The following is a 14,680-nucleotide window of genomic DNA, read 5'->3' as shown; positions in this document are numbered from 1 at the left end:
TCAGGAAAGCCGCGCAACCGCCCGCGCATCGGCCATCCGGCCGGCGGCATGATCGCGCAGCATGTCGAAGTGAGGCGCGCAATCCTCCACCAGCTCGATCAATCAGGGCGCCCGGATCCAGCCGCGTGAGGTCTGGATCTCGATCGCCTCGATGTCGGCGCGGAAGGGTCCGCCCTGGTAGGTGATGCGCACGGCGAAGTGACGATCCACCGGGCCGAGCTGAAGGCACAGCACGCCGTCCCATTCGGTCCGCAGGCCAGCCCCCGGACAGCGGGAGGCCCGCCGCGGCAGCTGCCGGGCGGGCCTTCGTTCATACGCAATTCGTCCCGCTCACCCTGTCAAGGAATTGGCCCTCGGTCAAGGAATATTTTCCTTAATGCCCGTCGAAATATCAAAGCTGAGGGCCTTAAGTATCTGAAACGCATGCCTGAACCGGTTCAGCAGTTCCTGCGGCTATACCTTGATCCAAGCCTACAAGTCTGTGGCGGCGTTACAAAAACATCTTTCGGTATGCAATATGATTCAGAATATCAATTTCTAGATCTTTTCGTTTCCATGTTACAGATCTGAAGTTGTATTTCTTGTTGATGAGCTTTATTTTTTGCTTCAAGTTGAAGTCGTTGATTGCTCAACGGAGAAATGAAATGGCGTCCCGCAGCACTCTGATTAAGTTCCAGAATGAGACTTCCGTTACTCTCACGCTGAATTACGTCACTCTTCAACATGGCATCTGGACGGATAATATGTATCCGCCGCAGACGATCCCGCCCGGCGGCAATGCCTCGTTCCAGGCGGAGTCGAACGGCTTCATGACCGGCGACCAGGGAACCGTTCAGTATCTGGCCGGTTCGGAAGGGATTGTGGAACTCGATTTCGACAACCCCTTCTCGGGCGGCAACAGCTACGGCGGAAGCGCTCCGAAGAACTACCATCTCAACTGGAGCGGCGGTGGCGGCAACAATGCGACCGTGGTCTTTACCCTGACGCCGGCCTCGGCCTAATCGTCGTCGTCAGCAACCCCGCTGCAGTTCCTCTGCAGCGGGGTTTTGCTTTTCATGGCCACGCACCGTTAAGCTTTCGCCATTGCAGTTACAATACTTCTCAGTCACGGCACAGTTGGACATGGTAAGGCCATATCAGCACTTCATTCCCATGGGGTCGTGGGCGCGGTAAAGCCAGTCAGCACATGATCGCGGAGGCCCCAGCCACCGATCCGCTCCAGCAGCTCCATCATGCCGGCATGCCAGCCGGCATAGTCGGTGTTGGCCTCGACGATCTCGGCATCGCTGTGGGCGGGCTCCAGCGGGCACCATTTCACCTGCACCTGCCGGCGCCCGTCACCGAAGGTGCGGAAGTGAAAGCCCCTCTCCTCTTCCACGATCCGGCGCTGCCCGCGGGCGTCGAAGAGCGATTGCCCACGCAGCAGATACCGCTTGGCCAGCTCGGACCGGGTCGGCACGAACTCCCACCGCTCGGCCGTGACATGCCGGTACCGGCCGCGTGCCGGAGCGTCCATGGAAGCGGACGAGGCGTCGCTGCCACGGGTCCAGCCATCCCACCGCGTTGGCGACGGCTTCAGCATCAGGATGAACCTTCACGGCAATGCCGCGGACCGGCCCGCCGCCGTCCACGCGATCGCCCATCTCATGACGGCGCAGCAGCTCGGCCACACCGTCGCCACTTACGCTTTGCGGTTTCCATCCATGGTCATTCGCCGCGGCCTCGATGTCGAACAGGCCGGACTGGACGCGGTCGGCCTGCTGATCGCGCAACGCCCAGGTCACCAGAGTTTCGAGGTCGAGGCGCCGGCGGGTGTCGCAGCGGGCGAAAGCGATTGCCATGGACCTGCCCTCACGCCGCCGCCTGGGACAGTCCTGGGCCCAGCAGCCGGGCCACCCCAGCCACCAGCGTGTCCAGGGCCTCCATCGGAATCAGGCCGGGGTCGATCCGCCCGCAATCCTGCAAATAGCGCGCCTTGGCGAGCAAATCGTCGGCGGACAGCACCTCGCCGGCCGATAGCAACTGTTCCAGATTGCCCCGCAGCCGATCGGCCGCCTCGCACTCCGCGCAGCCGGCCAATTGTTGGTAAGCAAGGAACAACGGCATCAGCGACGCGGGCTTGGACATGCGAAACCTCCGGGCGAACCCCCTAGCGTGACGGCGCCACACCAAGAAATTAGGATTGTTTGCCCAAAAGGATTACCAATTCCTTGCCGATTGTTGTGTAGTCAGAAATTTCCTCATAAGAGGTCCGCTTGCCCTGCTTGATCAGAGCAAGCGGCGGCAAGATGCGATGCGCTCCCGCCCCTGGGCGAAATAGACGGCCTGGGCATAGATGCGCCACGTTCCGCCGACGCGCACCCCGGTGACGAAACCAAAGCCCTGCCCGTTGCCCAGGGTGCGATAGTCGTTCCGCTTGAAGGTATGCTGATAGCCGAAGGCGGACAGCGTGCCGGTCATCGCCTGATGATCGCTGCCTCCATCAGCGCCCTGAATGTTGTGGTGGGCGACTCTGACCGAATTGTTGGGACCGGCGACGCAGCCGAAAGAACAGCCGTCCATCATGGCGTTCATGAAGAACTGCGCCTGCCCACCGAGAACCGTCGAATAGCCGGAGTCTTCTTTCCAGGGCAGGAAATAACCCTGTGCCGCCCCCGCACCGTCCGGCACCACCTCATATGAATGCCCTCCGGCATTCCAGCCGGCGAAAAGGCCGAGCATTCCAGAAGAATAGTGCTCGACCTGCGAGTCATGCCGCCTGACTTTGAAATTAGACAGGCTCGGCCCGCCCGCCAGAGATGGCGCGCACATCCAATAGACCGTGTTCCGACAGAAGAATTCGTCCGAATTGTTTCGAATTTGATCTATAAATTCCTGGGCATCGACGTCTTCAGCCATTCATATCTCCTCCGATACTATGCGCGCTCTAATAAAGAAATATCCTCGAACCCGAGGTCGTTCAAAGATTTTCACCTGCATTGTTCTCGCGCGGGATCGTCGCGCGCAGCCTCCCGACCGGCCGCCCTGTTATGCAACTCCACCATATGCCGGACCACATCCGCCGCCGCCGGATCGGGCGCGACCGTCACCAGCAGGTAGCGGCGCACGCCGTCCAGCTCGACGGTGATGGCGCCCGGATCGTCCGGGTCCGTGCTCCAAGGCAGCGACAGCGCCGCCGCGAAACGTGACTCGCGCGGCGGCGCCGGTGGCGGAGCGGTCCCCTTCTCCACCGGCCGGACAGGCGCCGGCGTCACCGCCGGCACCTTCAGCGCCTCCACCTCGCCCCGTGTCACCGCCGGGTGGATCGTGCCGGCGTCCAGGGCCTGCTGGCGGGTGTCGTCCGGCAGGGTGGCGATGGCGTAGAGGGTGCTCATCGCTTCCGGCAGACGGTCCAGCGGCACCTGCCCCTCGTCGACGAAGGCGGCGATCTCGCGCAGCTTGCGGGCGGTGGAGGTGCTGAACGGAAGGTCGGTCGCCACCATCGCCTCGTACTCGCCATGGGGCAGAGCCGCCTTGGCCTCGTTCAGGCGGCGGCCGACGGCGATGGTCGCCTCCAGCGCATTCGACCATTCGCGGCGGATGTCGGCGGCGAACTCGGCCCGCGTGGTCAGCGGACGCGGGGTGGCCAGCATCGACAGGCGGGCGTCGCCCAGGCTGCGGCGGGCGGGCGGCCTGGGATTGTGCTTGGGCCCGGAACCGGATCGGGACATGGGGTCAGCCCTCCATCGCGGCGGACAGGTGGAGCCAGAGGTCGCGGAACAGCGGGCCGGTGCGGGTGCCTGGGATCTCCGCGGTGCCCAGCCCGGCAATGAAGCTGCGCGGCACCTCCTGAAGCTGCGGGATCTCCATCGGCGCCACCGCCCCCATGGCGGAGACGATGGCGCGGGCGTCGGCTGTCTCGCGCAGGCGCGGGACGACCTGGCTCAGCAGCAGACGCAGCGGCCGGCGCCGGGCGCGCAGGTAGGGCAGCATGGCCTGCATGCTGACCAGATCCTCCGGGCCGGGGCGGACGGGCACCAGCACCAGATCGGCGCAGTCGAACAGCAGGGCGGTCGCCTGGGGGAAGTTCTCCACCGCGGTCGGGGTGTCGATCACCAGCAGGTCGAGGCCGTGCGGAGTCGGCCGCTCCGTCACCGCGCCCAGCGGGCGCTGTTCGTGGAGGATCGGGGCGGCGTCGGCCGGGCGCAGGCCGTGCCAGTGGGTCAGCGAGCCTTGCGGGTCGGTGTCGAGCGTGCCCACCCGCCGGCCGGCGACGGCGGCCGCGACGGCCAGATTGCGGACGGTGGCGGTCTTCGGACCGCCGCCCTTCCCCTGGACCACCAGGATCGTCCTCATGCCCGGTCCCCCTGCCCGGCCCGGCCCGCCTGGGCGGCGATGGTCTGGCGGATGAGGGTCGCCTCGCGTTCCAGGATTTCGGCGATGGTGTCGAGCGGGGAGTTGATCGCCTCGGTCGCGGCCTTCAGCGCCTTCAGGGCGTCGCTGTGGGCCTTGATGGCGTGCATCAGGCGGAAGCCCTCTTCCCGCAGCTCGGGCGGTAGCGCGCGCAGGTGGGCAAGCGCGAGGTCCATGCTCTCCTCGCGCGTCCGGGCGGGCGGCGGGGGCAGAGCGGCGGGTTCATCCGGCCGGGCGGCGGACAGCGAGGCGATGTCGATCCGCTGTAAGCATCCGCTGAGTGCCGCGGTCAGGCAGCTTTCGTCTGCTCGCGGATTGCCTTCCATTCCCAGGGGAGGAGTTCGTGCAGGCGGGTTTGGGGGATGTCGTTGATGCGGGCCAGGACGTCGGCGAGCCATGCCTGGGGATCGACGTCGTTGAGCTTCGCCGTGGTGATCAGGCCGTACATGATCGCCGCCCGCTGCCCGCCGCGATCGGAGCCGCAGAACAGCCACGCTTTCCGGCCCAAAGCGATCCCGCGCAGGCCGCGTTCGGCGGCATTGTTGGTCAGGCACAGCCGGCCGTCGCCGAGGAAGCGCGTGAAGCCGTCCCAGCGCGTCAGCATGTAGTCCATCGCCTTGGCCACGGGGGCATGGCGGGAGAGCCGGGCGCGCTCCGTCCGCATCCAGTTCTCCAGCGTGGCCACCAGGGCGACGCCGTGCTCCTGGCGGGCCGCCAGCCGCTCGGCCGCGGGCTTGCCGTTCAGGGCGCGCTCGAGATCGAAGAGGGCGTCGATGTGGGTCACGGCTTCCAGGGCCAGCGGTGAGATCGGCGGGGCATCCTTGCCGCGTCTGGTGTTCGCGGCGATGTCGGCCAGCTTGAAGAAGCCGCGCCTTGCATGCGCCCAGCACAGTGCGGCGCTGATCGGCCCCGGTCGGCGCTCAGGTTCGTACAGCCGGTTATAGCCGGCGAACGCATCGGCCTGCAGCCAGCCCGTGAAGCCGGCCAGGTGCCGTTCGGGATGCTCGCCCTTGCGGTCTCGCGAATAGTGGAACAGCGCTGCCGGTGGGGCTTGGCCGGCAAACGGCCGGTCATCACGCACATACACCCACAGCCGCCCGGTGTCGGTCTTGCCTTTGGCCAGCACGGGCACGGGCGTGTCGTCTCCATGCAGCCGCTCGGCTGCCAGTACATGCGCGGCGATCAGGTCGTGCAGCGGCTTCAGCACCGCGGCGGCGGCGCCCACCTGGTCGGCCAGGGTGGACAGGCTGAGCGGCACGCCCTCGCGCGCAAAGCGTTCGGCCTGCCGGTTCAGCGGCTGATGCTGGCCGAACTTCTCGAACAGGAGGGTGGCCAGCAGGTTGGGGCCGGCCCAGCCCCGTGGGGTGGCGTGGAACGGCGCCGGCGGCTGGCTGATCGTCTCGCAGGCCCGGCAGGAGAACCGCTCGCGCACCGTCTGGATCACCTTCCACTGGCGCGGGATCACCTCCAGCGTCTCGGTGATCGTCTCGCCCAGCTTGCACAGCTTGTCCGAGCCGCAGCACGGGCAGCTCGCCGGTGCCGGCACAACGACGCGCTCGCGCGGCAGGTGGTCGGGGAAGGGCTGGCGTGATGGCCGTTTGCGGGTAAAGGCCGCCACCGCGGTGGTTTTGGCAGCGGCCTGCTCGGCCGCCAGTTCGTCCTCGCCGGCCGTCGCTTCCAACTCTTCGAGCTGGAACTCCAACTGGTCCAGCAGACGCGCCTTGCGCTCGGAGCGCGTCCCGTAGAGTTCGCGCCGGAGTTTCTCGATTTCCAGCTTCAGGCCGGCGATCAGCGCCTCGGTGTTCGACGCCATCGCCTTGGCCCGCGCCGCTTCGGCTTCCGCCGCATCCGCCCGCGCCTCGGCCTGCGCCAAGGCAGCGCGCAAGTTGGCGACGTCGTCGGCCGAGGTGGAGGGGAGCGGGGCGGCGGTCATGGCGCCAGTTTACCTGGGAACGCGCCGTCGAGCCGCCGCAATCGCCCCTGAACCGGTGCGTCGATTCACCGTGTCGCAGTCACCCCGCGGCCTCGGGACGCCAGGTCTTCTGCGGGTTGCGCCAGTCGATGCCTTCGAGCAGATAACCCATCTGCCCAACCGAGATCGACACCGCGCCGTCCGCCGGCGTGGGCCAGATGAAGCGGCCCCGCTCCAGCCTCTTCATGAACAGGCAACTGCCCTGGCCGTCATACCAGATGATCTTCACCAGATCGCCGCGGCGCCCGCGGAAGATGAAGAGATGGCCGCTGTGCGGGTCTTGGGCGAAGCGTTCCTGCACCAGCAGCGCCAAACTCGCCCAGCCTTTGCGCATGTCGGTGTGTCCGCTGGCCAGCCACACCCGCACGCCACTCGGCACCGGGATCATGCCAGGGCACCGACGACGGCCGCCGCCAGAGCCGGATCGACCGGCCCTTCCAGACGCAGGCGTGCCCCGCTGGGCAGGATGACCTCGAGGATCGCCGGGCTCGTGGTCGGACCCGCTGGAGGCGGCAATGGTTCAGGGGGCTCCAAGACCGGCGGTTCTGTTACGGTCGGCTCCGGCGTGATGGTCACTGCGACGAAGCTGGACGGTTCGGCCACCGCGCTCCCGCTCGCCTGCATCAGCCCTCGCCAGCGGTATAGCAGACTTTCGTGCACGCCCAGCCGGCGGGCCGCTTCCGTCACCACCACGCCGGGGCGGAACGCCTCCTCGACCATTCGGACCTTCTCCGCCGGCGTGTAATTTCGCCGCCGCTCCGTCCCCGTCAGAACCTCGACCCGCTGATAAGCCATGACGTTTGCAACTCGTTTGCGTCCGCGCAATGACGCGCCACGCAAAACTCAGACGTCGGACCCTATTTTGCCAAGGCGGCACTCACCGGAGGCGTACCCTGTTCATCGATTCCACGCTACCTAACCGGATCGGGGCGGCTCCCAGCGTAAGCCCGGAAACAGGATCGTCACGTCCGCCCGTCGCCCCAGCAGCCAGCGGGCGGCGCAGCGCCCCAGTTCCCACCCGAAGCCGCCCAGCATGGCGGCGCCGAGCAAGGCGAAGACCAGCCCCAGCCCGGCCATCACCGCTCCCCCTCGGGCTGTCGGCAACGCGGATCGGCGTGGCGCAGCCGGATCAGGTCCGCCGTGGTCAACAGGCGCTCGTCCACCCGGTGCAGCGCGCCGCAGCGATAGACCCGATGGCCGGTGGCGCGCAGGGCCTGGACGGCGCGATAGAGGGCGTCGGCCTCGCGCTGGGGCTGCACCGGCCGGTGGCGCGCGGTGCGGGGCGGATCGCCCAGATCCAGGCGGAACTGCCGGTCGGGCTGGCGGCGGGACAGGGTGCCGGGCTGGACGGGCATGGCTCAGGCTCTCCCCTCGATCAGCGGGAAGGCCGAATCGGCGGCAGCCGGCGGAACGGCGACCGTGATGTCCACCGCCTCGACATGGAACAGCCGCAGCAGCTCCAGCTCGTAAGCCACCCGAATCCGGTCGGCGACGCAGCGATTCGGCGCGGTGACGGTCAGCCTGCGATCCCCGGATAGCCCAAGCCTGCATCCCCGGAACCACGTCGCATGCTGGACGGCGCCGATCCGGCGGGCGATTCGGGCGTGGCCGTCGCGCTCGATGGCGGCGGCGGATGGCGGCGGGCTGGTGACGGCGCTCGCGTGTGGGCTCGCGCACGTGGGTTCACGGGTTTTATCACAGGGTTTGGCGACACCGCTGTCGGGCGATGGATCGTCGGACGGATCGGGGGCGTCGCCGGCCGGGCCGTCCTCGCGCTCCAGCCAGTCCAGGCACAGGCGCATGCGGGTGGGCTGGCCCCGGCCGCCGGCGCGGTCGCGGACGATGACGCCGGCGGCCAGCAGCGCGCTGCGCGCCCGCTCCACATCGCGGGTGGACAGGGCGCAGAGCCGCGCCACCGCCTCCACCCCGGTCCAGGTCAGCAGCAGGCCCAGCGCCTCGAACATCTGGCGGTTGACGCGCTCCAGCATCACCAGGGCGACCAGCTTGTCGCGCGGCTTCAGCGCCGGGCAGGCCAGAACGGCGCAGCGGAAGCGGCCGACTGTCTCGCGGAAGGCGGCTTGTGGCTTGGCGGCGGGGGTTGCGGGGGTGGTCGAGACAGATGGCGAGGACATGGGGGCACCTCCCCGGCGGCGCGGTGGCCGGCCGGCGGCAATGCGGCTCCCTGCGGGCGCACGAAGCCGTGGCTGCAAGGAACAGCGGATTTTAATCCTGATTTCTGATGCCCTCCGGACACGCATCGCCGCGTTCCCGCCGTGGGCACGGCAGGGGCATGGGGCATTGGCGATGATTGCGGTCCTGGCGGGGCGGCCTCGGCGGGGCCGTCCCGTCTCAGGGCGGGGCGCGCGGATACAAGGCAAGGCTCCGGCGTTCACCGCCGCGCGGGCGCGCAACGGTGGGGACAAGACGGGTGCGGCGCGGCCACCGGCAAGGGCGGACGCTGGGCACCGGATGACGGGGGCTTACGGGGAGAAGCCGGCGCCGGTCAGGGCGGCGCGCGTGGCGATGCCATCGGGCAAAACTCCAGGGTTCACCGGCGCGAGGGCGCGCGGCGTCAGGGGGTGAAGACGCGCATCGCTTCCGGCCGTCTGGCGGCCGAAAGCGGCACGGTCTTCAAAGTCGATGGGGGCGGCTGACTGGTGACCGTCGAGCGGCCGCACGGCGGGCCGCGCGCCATGGCGCAGCCGGCGCGATGACGGGCCTTGGGGCAGGCCTCGCGGGGGAAGCGGTTGGTTTTCTGGATAGATCTGGGATCCGAAGGGGAGCTGGCAGTCGGGCGGCGCCCGATCATGCGGATCCCCGCTGCGGCGATGCCGACCGCAGGGCCTGCAAGCGGGTGGTGGCGCGCTGCATCAGCGCCAGCAGCTCGGCCGCGTCGTCGTCGGGCAGATCGGCGAGGGAGTCGCGGTGGCAGAGCGTCCGCACCAGGCGGTCGACGCTGCACCATGTCACCGCGGCGGCGGCCTCGAAGGCTGGCCAGGCGGCCAGGACGGCGCGCTGCGCGTCGGTGAGGGCCGGGTCAGCGGGGGGCATGGCCGGCCTCAGACAGGGAAAGCGGCCGGAGTCTGATGGCGACTCCGGCCGCGGCCGCTCCGCCGGTACGGACAAGGAACCCGGCGGATCGGTGGCTGTGGCGGCGGGCAATGCGGCCGGTCGGACTCGGGATGCTCCCGATTGACCGCGCCGGGCGGCCGGCGCCTGATCCGGCGATGGGACACTGTCGCGCCCAAGCCGGAGCTTCGGGGTTGCGCAGTCGCTCAGCGCGAGCGATGCTTCCCGCCGAAACAACCATGGGTGTGGGGCCTTGCCGGATCTCCCTGTTCATGTCCGCCTCTTTTTGCGCGGCTTTCCCAGGATCGGCGCGCAGAGGCCGCTGGTGGCCAGCGCGACGGGATCGGTCATGAAATCGTGGGGAATCACCGCTTCCATGGCCCGCAGGGTCGTGGCGGTGGGGTTGCTTTCCTGGCGGAGCACGTCACGCACGGTGCTGGGCGGCACGGCGGCGGCTCGGCCGAATGACTGCGCGTTCCAGCCCTGATGCCGGGCGAAGGCGCAGATCCGATGAATCGAGGCATCGATGTGCATGATGTGTTTCACGCCCAGCAAGATTTAACGCTATACCGTGGATTCTAAGGGGGTTCATCGGTGCCGCACGAGAAAGATTCATCGGCACAGCGTTCTCGCGCTATTGCACGAGGTCCTCATAATGCCGGCATGGATACGCCGCCCAAGACCGACATCGCCGCAGTTCTCAATCGTGTTCTTCAGACGCACAAGGAGCGCCTGCGGTCCAAGAACCATTGGGCTGGCTTGTCGAAGCTGCCAGCCACAACGGTTCTGGACGCATTCAATGGCGCCAACAGCACCATCGACACCTTGACCAAGCTTGCGGACGGCGCCGGCCTGTCGCTGGCCGAACTGCTGGCCTACGGCGATCCCGATTGGGAAATGCGGGTGAAGACCCGCCGGACCTTCCGCTCATGGTCTACCGAGGATTTCGATGCCCTGATCCGGGTTCTTGAGCGGCGCACCTAGCCGCGCGACTGCGCCTCATCCTGATCCAGCGATCGATCAGCGGCAGGATCTTGTCCGCGCCCTCGCGGCGGCATAACTGCGTCACCGGCTCGACCGCGCGGTCCTCGCGCGCCTTGCGATGCGATAAGTCTTCGATCTTCTCGTTCTTCGGTGTGCTCGGCACCACCAACCCCCCATAAATCAACACTCCACCGGGGCCGGCCCCGGTAGGACAGGTGTGCGGCTGGGCACGGGTGCGCGCCCCGGCTCAGCACGGCTCATCGATGCGGTTGGCAGCCGCGTGGGTAGGGAGATGGCGTCTCCCTGCCTCCGCCTTCCCGGCTGGGAAGGCGAAAGGCCGCGGCATCCTATGGCGCCGCCCAGTCCAAACAAACGAAAAAGCTGCATCCTTTCTCGAACGGTTTCCGAAGGTTGCGCGATAGCAGCCGACGGCGAAGACAAGCTCCACCGGGCGGCACGCAGGCGGGGCTCCAGATTGGTCGCTTTACCGTGATTTTTGCCATTGACGAAATCACGGCATACCGCCCATCCCAGTACAGGGTATGGCGTGGACGCCAGCACCCTTGGATGCAGGCGCTGTTGGAGTGCGACCGATGAAGGGAGCGATCAAGGTCCCGTTACAACGCAGGGACGGACCGCAGAACATGGCGATGGTTCGAAGCTTCGGCGATCTGTCCGGGAAGATGGAGCGCACGCTGCGCCACATGGCCCCAGCGCTGCCGAAGGACGGCGCCACGCCGCTGGTCACCGACAACGTGGTCATCGCCAACCGCCGGCTCTCGCACCGGACCTCGATGCGGCTGGACGTCACGTCCTGGCTGCTGCTCGACCACATCGCCGAGCTGGAGGGCTACGCGAACCGCGACGTGCTGGTCAGCGCGGTGCATGAGCGGTTCCACGCCACCGAACTGCCGCTGACGGCGATGGTGCGGCTGTTCCTGCAAACCTACACGGCGCCGGCGGCGGTGCTGGAGTTCCTGGGCGCGGCGCGGCGGCCATGTGGGCGCGGCTTCGTCGCCAACCCGCTGAAGAACTGACATGACCGCCGCAGGGCAAGAGACCGCCGCCGTGGCTGGCCGCATCCAGTGGCATCTGGAAGAAGCCGGCCGCGCAGAGCTGGAGGCGGGAAACACCGGCCTTCCCCTCCGCCGCCTGCGCCTGCTGTCGACCGCGCGCTATCACCGTGACTGCGCCGCACTGGCGCGGGAGGAACTGTCGTGAACATGACTCTGTCGGATTTCCTCGCGGGACCTGGCGGCAATCTGGTCCGCCGCCTCGGCCTGCCAGCCGATCTCATTGCCGGCTGCACGTGCTGGGCGGGTTGAGCGCAGTGGCGATCGCCCACAACAGCCGGACCGACGGCGGCGTGTGGCGGGCGGCAGAGCGGCTGTTCGGTGTCCTGTCCTCCGCGAGCGGGCGGTCCTGCTGGCACTGCTGGGTGCGCTCGATTTCAGCAGCCTCGCGGACCAGCTCGCCGGCAGGTCCGGAACCTGGACCCTGATGGACGTCACCCATGGCAGGCACCGCGACGCGGTCGCTCCCTGCATCCTTCGTCGTGATCCCTGACATGCCCTTTCAACGGACTGGCCGCAGGGGGCGGCAAATGCGGGAGGCGGACCGGTGAACGCCCAGGAACGCGAATTGGCCTTTCTCCGCCGCCGGGTGGCCGATCCCGATCAGGCATTCGAAAGGGCAAGTCATGCCGCGCGAGAAAATCGTAAGGCGGCGCCTGGCAAGCGGTGAAGTGAGAGAGTACCGCTATCCAGAGCGCCGTTACGAACCAAGAACCGTGGGCGCCATCGTCGAGGAATACCGGCGGTCGCCCGAATACACCAAGCTCGCTCCTTCGACGAAGAAGGACTATCTGGGCGTCCTCGGCAAGTTCGAGGAGGTGCTGCATGTTCCCATCGTGGATGTCCGGCGGCGGCACATCCTCGGGATGCGCGACAGCTACGCGGACCGGCCGGGGCTGGCGAACAGCATCATCAGCATCTGGTCGATCCTGCTGAAGTTCGCTGTCGACCGGGAGTATGTGCTGGCGAACCCGGCCGCCGGCGTCGAACGGCTCCCGCTTGGTGAATGGGAGCGGTGGCCGGACCGGGCGGTCGATTTCGCCCTTGCCCACTTCAAGGAGCCTATGCGCCGGGCCGTGGTGCTGGCGCTCTACACCGGCCAGAGGTCATCGGACCTCATCAAGATGCGGTGGGACGACTATGACGGCACCGCGATCCAGGTTACCCAGAAAAAGACCGGTACCCGCCTGTGGGTACCGTGCCACGCGGACCTAAAGGCCGAGTTGACGGAGTGGAAGAGAAACGCTACCTCCGTGACAATACTGGTCAACCCCGCTTCCGAACAGCCCTGGAACAGAATAGGATTTTCCAATGCCGTACGTTTGGCAATCAAAGCACATCCAGAGCTGAAAGGTTACGTTTTCCATGGCCTGCGCAAAGCCTCTGCCTCGCTGCTGGCAGAAGCAGGCTGTTCGGCTCTGGAGATCGCGGCCATCACCGGGCATATGTCGTTGAAAAATCTCGAAATCTATACACGTCAGGCGGACCAGCGACAAAGGGCGAACGCCGCCATCGCGAAGCTGGAAAACTACCGACGGAAAACGCAGGAAAATTGGGCGGGCAACCCGTTGTAAACATTTGATTATTGCAGATTGAAACAAAAGTTGACTTGGGCTTCCTGCGCGGGCTGTGGCACACCACTCTCGGAATTGCCGATGATGCCGTGCGCACTCCGGAAGATGCGTCGCCCGCAGGAGCAGTGATGTCTTAACCTTTCCCGGCACAAGTACGGCGCTTTCGTCACTCCGCTTCCCCAAACCCTTTCCCGTCCACATCAAGGTCCGACCAGGAACACCCCCATGGCCCATCGTCCGCTCGCCTGCGTGATCCTCGCCGCCGGCAAGGGCACGCGCATGAAATCCGATCTGCCCAAGGTGCTGCACCGGGTGGCCGGCCGGCCGATGGTCGGGCATGTGCTGGCCGCGGTGAAGACGCTCGACCCCGATCATGTCGTGGTGGTGGTCGGCCCCGGCATGGACAGCGTCGCCGCCGCCGTCGCCCCCTACCCCACCGCGGTCCAGCACGAGCAGTGCGGCACCGCCGACGCCGTACGCGCCGCCTTCGGCCTGCTGGAAGGCTTCACCGGCGACGTCATCGTCCTGTACGGCGACACGCCGCTGGTCACGCCGGACACGCTGCGCGCGCTGGTGCAGGCGCGCCGGCAGGCCGCCGATCCGGCGGTGGTGGTGCTGGGCATGCGGCCCGACGATCCCGGCGCCTATGGCCGCCTGATCCTGAACGCCCGCGGCGGGCTGGAGAAGATCGTCGAGTATCTCGACGCCAGCGAGGAGGAGCGCGCGGTCACCCTGTGCAACGCCGGCCTGATGGCGTTCGACGGCGCCCGCATGTTCGACCTGATCGGCAGCGTCGGCAACGACAACGCCAAGTCCGAATATTACCTGACCGACGTAGTCCAGATCGCGCGGCGCGCCGGCATGGCCTGCGCCGTGGTGGAGGCCGCCCCGGCCGAGGTGGTCGGCGTCAACTCCCGCGCCGAGCTGGCGGAGGTGGAAAAGCTGCTGCAGCGCCGCCTGCGCAAGGCCGCGATGGACAACGGCGCCACGCTGATCGATCCCGACAGCACCTTCCTCAGCGTCGACACCAGGCTCGGCCGCGACGTGGTGGTCGGTCCCGGCTGCTTCTTCGGCGCCGGGGTGACGGTGGGCGACCGGGTGGAGATCAAGCCCTACTGCCATCTGGAGGGCGTGCGCATCGACAGCGGCGCCGTCATCGGCCCCTATGCCCGGCTGCGTCCGGGCGCGGAAATCGGCCCGGACGTCCACATCGGCAATTTCGTCGAGGTCAAGAACGCGGTGATCGAGGCCGGGGCCAAGGCCAACCACCTGACCTACATCGGCGACGCCCGCGTCGGGGCCAAGGCCAACATCGGCGCCGGCACCATCACCTGCAACTATGACGGCTTCGCCAAGAGCCGGACGGAGATCGGCGCCGGGGCCTTCATCGGCTCCAACAGCGCGCTGGTCGCCCCGGTGGTCATCGGCGACGGCGCCATCGTCGGCGCCGGCAGCGTGGTGACGATGGCGGTGGAGGCCGACGCGCTGGTGGTCGCCCGCGGCAGCCAGAAGTCTTACGCCGGCTGGGCGCAGCGTTTCCGCGAACGGAAGAAAAACGAGAAAGCGAAAAAGGCGTAAGGTCGGTTCGGGTCCTCACTCTCCGGTCGGCATCTTCT

General features: G+C 67.3%; 21 protein-coding genes. 6 read left to right on the top strand and 15 right to left on the bottom strand.

Features of this window, described 5'->3' with window-relative positions:
• Window positions 1–102 precede the first annotated feature (102 nt).
• Entirely contained in the window at window positions 103–234 is a 132-nt protein-coding gene (locus tag DM194_RS28970) for a hypothetical protein (protein WP_281280309.1), read from the bottom strand.
• 410 nt (window positions 235–644) lie between these two features.
• On the opposite strand from DM194_RS28970, the gene DM194_RS16465 reads away from it, so the two are divergent.
• Window positions 645–1,001: an aegerolysin family protein gene (locus tag DM194_RS16465; protein WP_162630093.1), complete on the top strand. Its 357-nt coding sequence runs from the start codon at window positions 645–647 to the stop codon at window positions 999–1,001.
• 143 nt (window positions 1,002–1,144) lie between these two features.
• Here DM194_RS16465 and DM194_RS16460 read toward each other — a convergent pair whose 3' ends face one another.
• From DM194_RS16460 to DM194_RS16400, 14 genes are all read right to left on the bottom strand, one after another.
• A complete protein-coding gene (locus DM194_RS16460) occupies window positions 1,145–1,582 on the bottom strand; it encodes a hypothetical protein (RefSeq protein ID WP_162630092.1) in 438 nt (145 codons plus the stop codon).
• 269 nt (window positions 1,583–1,851) lie between these two features.
• Window positions 1,852–2,127: a hypothetical protein gene (locus DM194_RS16455; protein WP_111068609.1), complete on the bottom strand. Its 276-nt coding sequence runs from the start codon at window positions 2,125–2,127 to the stop codon at window positions 1,852–1,854.
• Between the two features lie 141 nt (window positions 2,128–2,268).
• Window positions 2,269–2,898: a hypothetical protein gene (locus tag DM194_RS16450; RefSeq protein ID WP_162630091.1), complete on the bottom strand. Its 630-nt coding sequence runs from the start codon at window positions 2,896–2,898 to the stop codon at window positions 2,269–2,271.
• Between the two features lie 71 nt (window positions 2,899–2,969).
• The gene (locus DM194_RS16445; RefSeq protein WP_111068607.1) at window positions 2,970–3,710 is read right to left on the bottom strand and encodes a DUF3102 domain-containing protein; all 741 of its coding nucleotides are present in this window, start codon (window positions 3,708–3,710) and stop codon (window positions 2,970–2,972) included.
• 4 nt (window positions 3,711–3,714) lie between these two features.
• Window positions 3,715–4,335, bottom strand: coding sequence for a nucleotide-binding protein (locus tag DM194_RS16440; RefSeq protein ID WP_111068606.1), 621 nt, complete (start codon window positions 4,333–4,335; stop codon window positions 3,715–3,717).
• Complete coding sequence (locus DM194_RS16435; protein ID WP_246024363.1) at window positions 4,332–4,718, bottom strand: hypothetical protein; 387 nt, start codon at window positions 4,716–4,718, stop codon at window positions 4,332–4,334. Before DM194_RS16435 ends, DM194_RS16440 begins: the two co-directional genes overlap by 4 nt.
• Window positions 4,682–6,325: an IS66 family transposase gene (gene tnpC / locus DM194_RS16430; protein WP_111068036.1), complete on the bottom strand. Its 1,644-nt coding sequence runs from the start codon at window positions 6,323–6,325 to the stop codon at window positions 4,682–4,684. The genes DM194_RS16435 and tnpC overlap by 37 nt, the downstream gene beginning before the upstream one ends.
• Before the next feature lie 79 nt (window positions 6,326–6,404).
• A complete protein-coding gene (gene tnpB, locus DM194_RS16425; protein WP_111065522.1) occupies window positions 6,405–6,752 on the bottom strand; it encodes an IS66 family insertion sequence element accessory protein TnpB in 348 nt (115 codons plus the stop codon).
• Entirely contained in the window at window positions 6,749–7,159 is a 411-nt protein-coding gene (gene tnpA, locus DM194_RS16420; RefSeq protein WP_111068035.1) for an IS66-like element accessory protein TnpA, read from the bottom strand. The genes tnpB and tnpA overlap by 4 nt, the downstream gene beginning before the upstream one ends.
• A 120-nt stretch (window positions 7,160–7,279) precedes the next feature.
• Entirely contained in the window at window positions 7,280–7,441 is a 162-nt protein-coding gene (locus DM194_RS28215; protein ID WP_162630090.1) for a hypothetical protein, read from the bottom strand.
• Window positions 7,441–7,719, bottom strand: a complete 279-nt coding sequence (locus DM194_RS16415; protein ID WP_111068605.1) for a hypothetical protein — start codon at window positions 7,717–7,719, stop codon at window positions 7,441–7,443. Before DM194_RS16415 ends, DM194_RS28215 begins: the two co-directional genes overlap by 1 nt.
• A 3-nt stretch (window positions 7,720–7,722) precedes the next feature.
• Entirely contained in the window at window positions 7,723–8,496 is a 774-nt protein-coding gene (locus tag DM194_RS16410) for a hypothetical protein (protein ID WP_111068604.1), read from the bottom strand.
• 673 nt (window positions 8,497–9,169) lie between these two features.
• The gene (locus DM194_RS16405; RefSeq protein ID WP_111068603.1) at window positions 9,170–9,415 is read right to left on the bottom strand and encodes a hypothetical protein; all 246 of its coding nucleotides are present in this window, start codon (window positions 9,413–9,415) and stop codon (window positions 9,170–9,172) included.
• A 288-nt stretch (window positions 9,416–9,703) separates the two neighbouring features.
• Entirely contained in the window at window positions 9,704–9,967 is a 264-nt protein-coding gene (locus DM194_RS16400) for a hypothetical protein (RefSeq protein ID WP_111068602.1), read from the bottom strand.
• Window positions 9,968–10,096: 129 nt separating this feature from the next.
• Here DM194_RS16400 and DM194_RS16395 point away from each other — a divergent pair, with 129 nt between their 5' ends.
• The 5 genes from DM194_RS16395 (at window position 10,097) to glmU (ending at window position 14,642) form a co-directional block, all read left to right on the top strand.
• Window positions 10,097–10,417, top strand: a complete 321-nt coding sequence (locus DM194_RS16395) for a hypothetical protein (protein ID WP_111068601.1) — start codon at window positions 10,097–10,099, stop codon at window positions 10,415–10,417.
• Window positions 10,418–11,061: 644 nt separating this feature from the next.
• Window positions 11,062–11,454 (top strand): ribbon-helix-helix domain-containing protein, encoded by a 393-nt coding sequence (locus DM194_RS16390; RefSeq protein WP_246024362.1) that lies wholly within the window; start codon window positions 11,062–11,064, stop codon window positions 11,452–11,454.
• Window position 11,455: 1 nt separating this feature from the next.
• Window positions 11,456–11,638: a hypothetical protein gene (locus DM194_RS16385; protein ID WP_111068599.1), complete on the top strand. Its 183-nt coding sequence runs from the start codon at window positions 11,456–11,458 to the stop codon at window positions 11,636–11,638.
• 478 nt (window positions 11,639–12,116) lie between these two features.
• Window positions 12,117–13,064: a tyrosine-type recombinase/integrase gene (locus DM194_RS16375; protein WP_246024361.1), complete on the top strand. Its 948-nt coding sequence runs from the start codon at window positions 12,117–12,119 to the stop codon at window positions 13,062–13,064.
• A gap of 225 nt (window positions 13,065–13,289) precedes the next feature.
• Window positions 13,290–14,642 carry a bifunctional UDP-N-acetylglucosamine diphosphorylase/glucosamine-1-phosphate N-acetyltransferase GlmU gene (glmU, locus tag DM194_RS16370; protein ID WP_111068596.1) on the top strand — a complete coding sequence of 451 codons (1,353 nt, stop codon included), beginning with the start codon at window positions 13,290–13,292 and terminating at the stop codon, window positions 14,640–14,642.
• The last annotated feature ends 38 nt before the right edge of the window (window positions 14,643–14,680 follow it).

Source organism: Azospirillum ramasamyi (assembly GCF_003233655.1).
Lineage (GTDB): Bacteria > Pseudomonadota > Alphaproteobacteria > Azospirillales > Azospirillaceae > Azospirillum > Azospirillum ramasamyi.
This window is presented reverse-complemented; position numbering and strand designations above follow the sequence as displayed.

Coding starts and splice junctions, on each gene's coding strand:
- DM194_RS16385 (WP_111068599.1), top strand. CDS start 11,456: ATGACCGCCGCAGGGCAAGAGACCGCCGCCGTGGCTGGCCGCATCCAG.
- DM194_RS16390 (WP_246024362.1), top strand. CDS start 11,062: ATGGCGATGGTTCGAAGCTTCGGCGATCTGTCCGGGAAGATGGAGCGC.
- tnpC (WP_111068036.1), bottom strand. CDS start 6,325: ATGACCGCCGCCCCGCTCCCCTCCACCTCGGCCGACGACGTCGCCAAC.
- DM194_RS16395 (WP_111068601.1), top strand. CDS start 10,097: ATGGATACGCCGCCCAAGACCGACATCGCCGCAGTTCTCAATCGTGTT.
- glmU (WP_111068596.1), top strand. CDS start 13,290: ATGGCCCATCGTCCGCTCGCCTGCGTGATCCTCGCCGCCGGCAAGGGC.
- DM194_RS16440 (WP_111068606.1), bottom strand. CDS start 4,335: ATGAGGACGATCCTGGTGGTCCAGGGGAAGGGCGGCGGTCCGAAGACC.
- DM194_RS16400 (WP_111068602.1), bottom strand. CDS start 9,967: ATGCACATCGATGCCTCGATTCATCGGATCTGCGCCTTCGCCCGGCAT.
- DM194_RS16445 (WP_111068607.1), bottom strand. CDS start 3,710: ATGTCCCGATCCGGTTCCGGGCCCAAGCACAATCCCAGGCCGCCCGCC.
- DM194_RS16415 (WP_111068605.1), bottom strand. CDS start 7,719: ATGCCCGTCCAGCCCGGCACCCTGTCCCGCCGCCAGCCCGACCGGCAG.
- tnpB (WP_111065522.1), bottom strand. CDS start 6,752: ATGATCCCGGTGCCGAGTGGCGTGCGGGTGTGGCTGGCCAGCGGACAC.
- DM194_RS16410 (WP_111068604.1), bottom strand. CDS start 8,496: ATGTCCTCGCCATCTGTCTCGACCACCCCCGCAACCCCCGCCGCCAAG.
- DM194_RS16435 (WP_246024363.1), bottom strand. CDS start 4,718: ATGGAAGGCAATCCGCGAGCAGACGAAAGCTGCCTGACCGCGGCACTC.
- DM194_RS16450 (WP_162630091.1), bottom strand. CDS start 2,898: ATGGCTGAAGACGTCGATGCCCAGGAATTTATAGATCAAATTCGAAAC.
- DM194_RS16465 (WP_162630093.1), top strand. CDS start 645: ATGGCGTCCCGCAGCACTCTGATTAAGTTCCAGAATGAGACTTCCGTT.
- DM194_RS16460 (WP_162630092.1), bottom strand. CDS start 1,582: ATGCTGAAGCCGTCGCCAACGCGGTGGGATGGCTGGACCCGTGGCAGC.
- DM194_RS16405 (WP_111068603.1), bottom strand. CDS start 9,415: ATGCCCCCCGCTGACCCGGCCCTCACCGACGCGCAGCGCGCCGTCCTG.
- tnpA (WP_111068035.1), bottom strand. CDS start 7,159: ATGGCTTATCAGCGGGTCGAGGTTCTGACGGGGACGGAGCGGCGGCGA.
- DM194_RS16375 (WP_246024361.1), top strand. CDS start 12,117: ATGCCGCGCGAGAAAATCGTAAGGCGGCGCCTGGCAAGCGGTGAAGTG.
- DM194_RS16455 (WP_111068609.1), bottom strand. CDS start 2,127: ATGTCCAAGCCCGCGTCGCTGATGCCGTTGTTCCTTGCTTACCAACAA.
- DM194_RS28215 (WP_162630090.1), bottom strand. CDS start 7,441: ATGGCCGGGCTGGGGCTGGTCTTCGCCTTGCTCGGCGCCGCCATGCTG.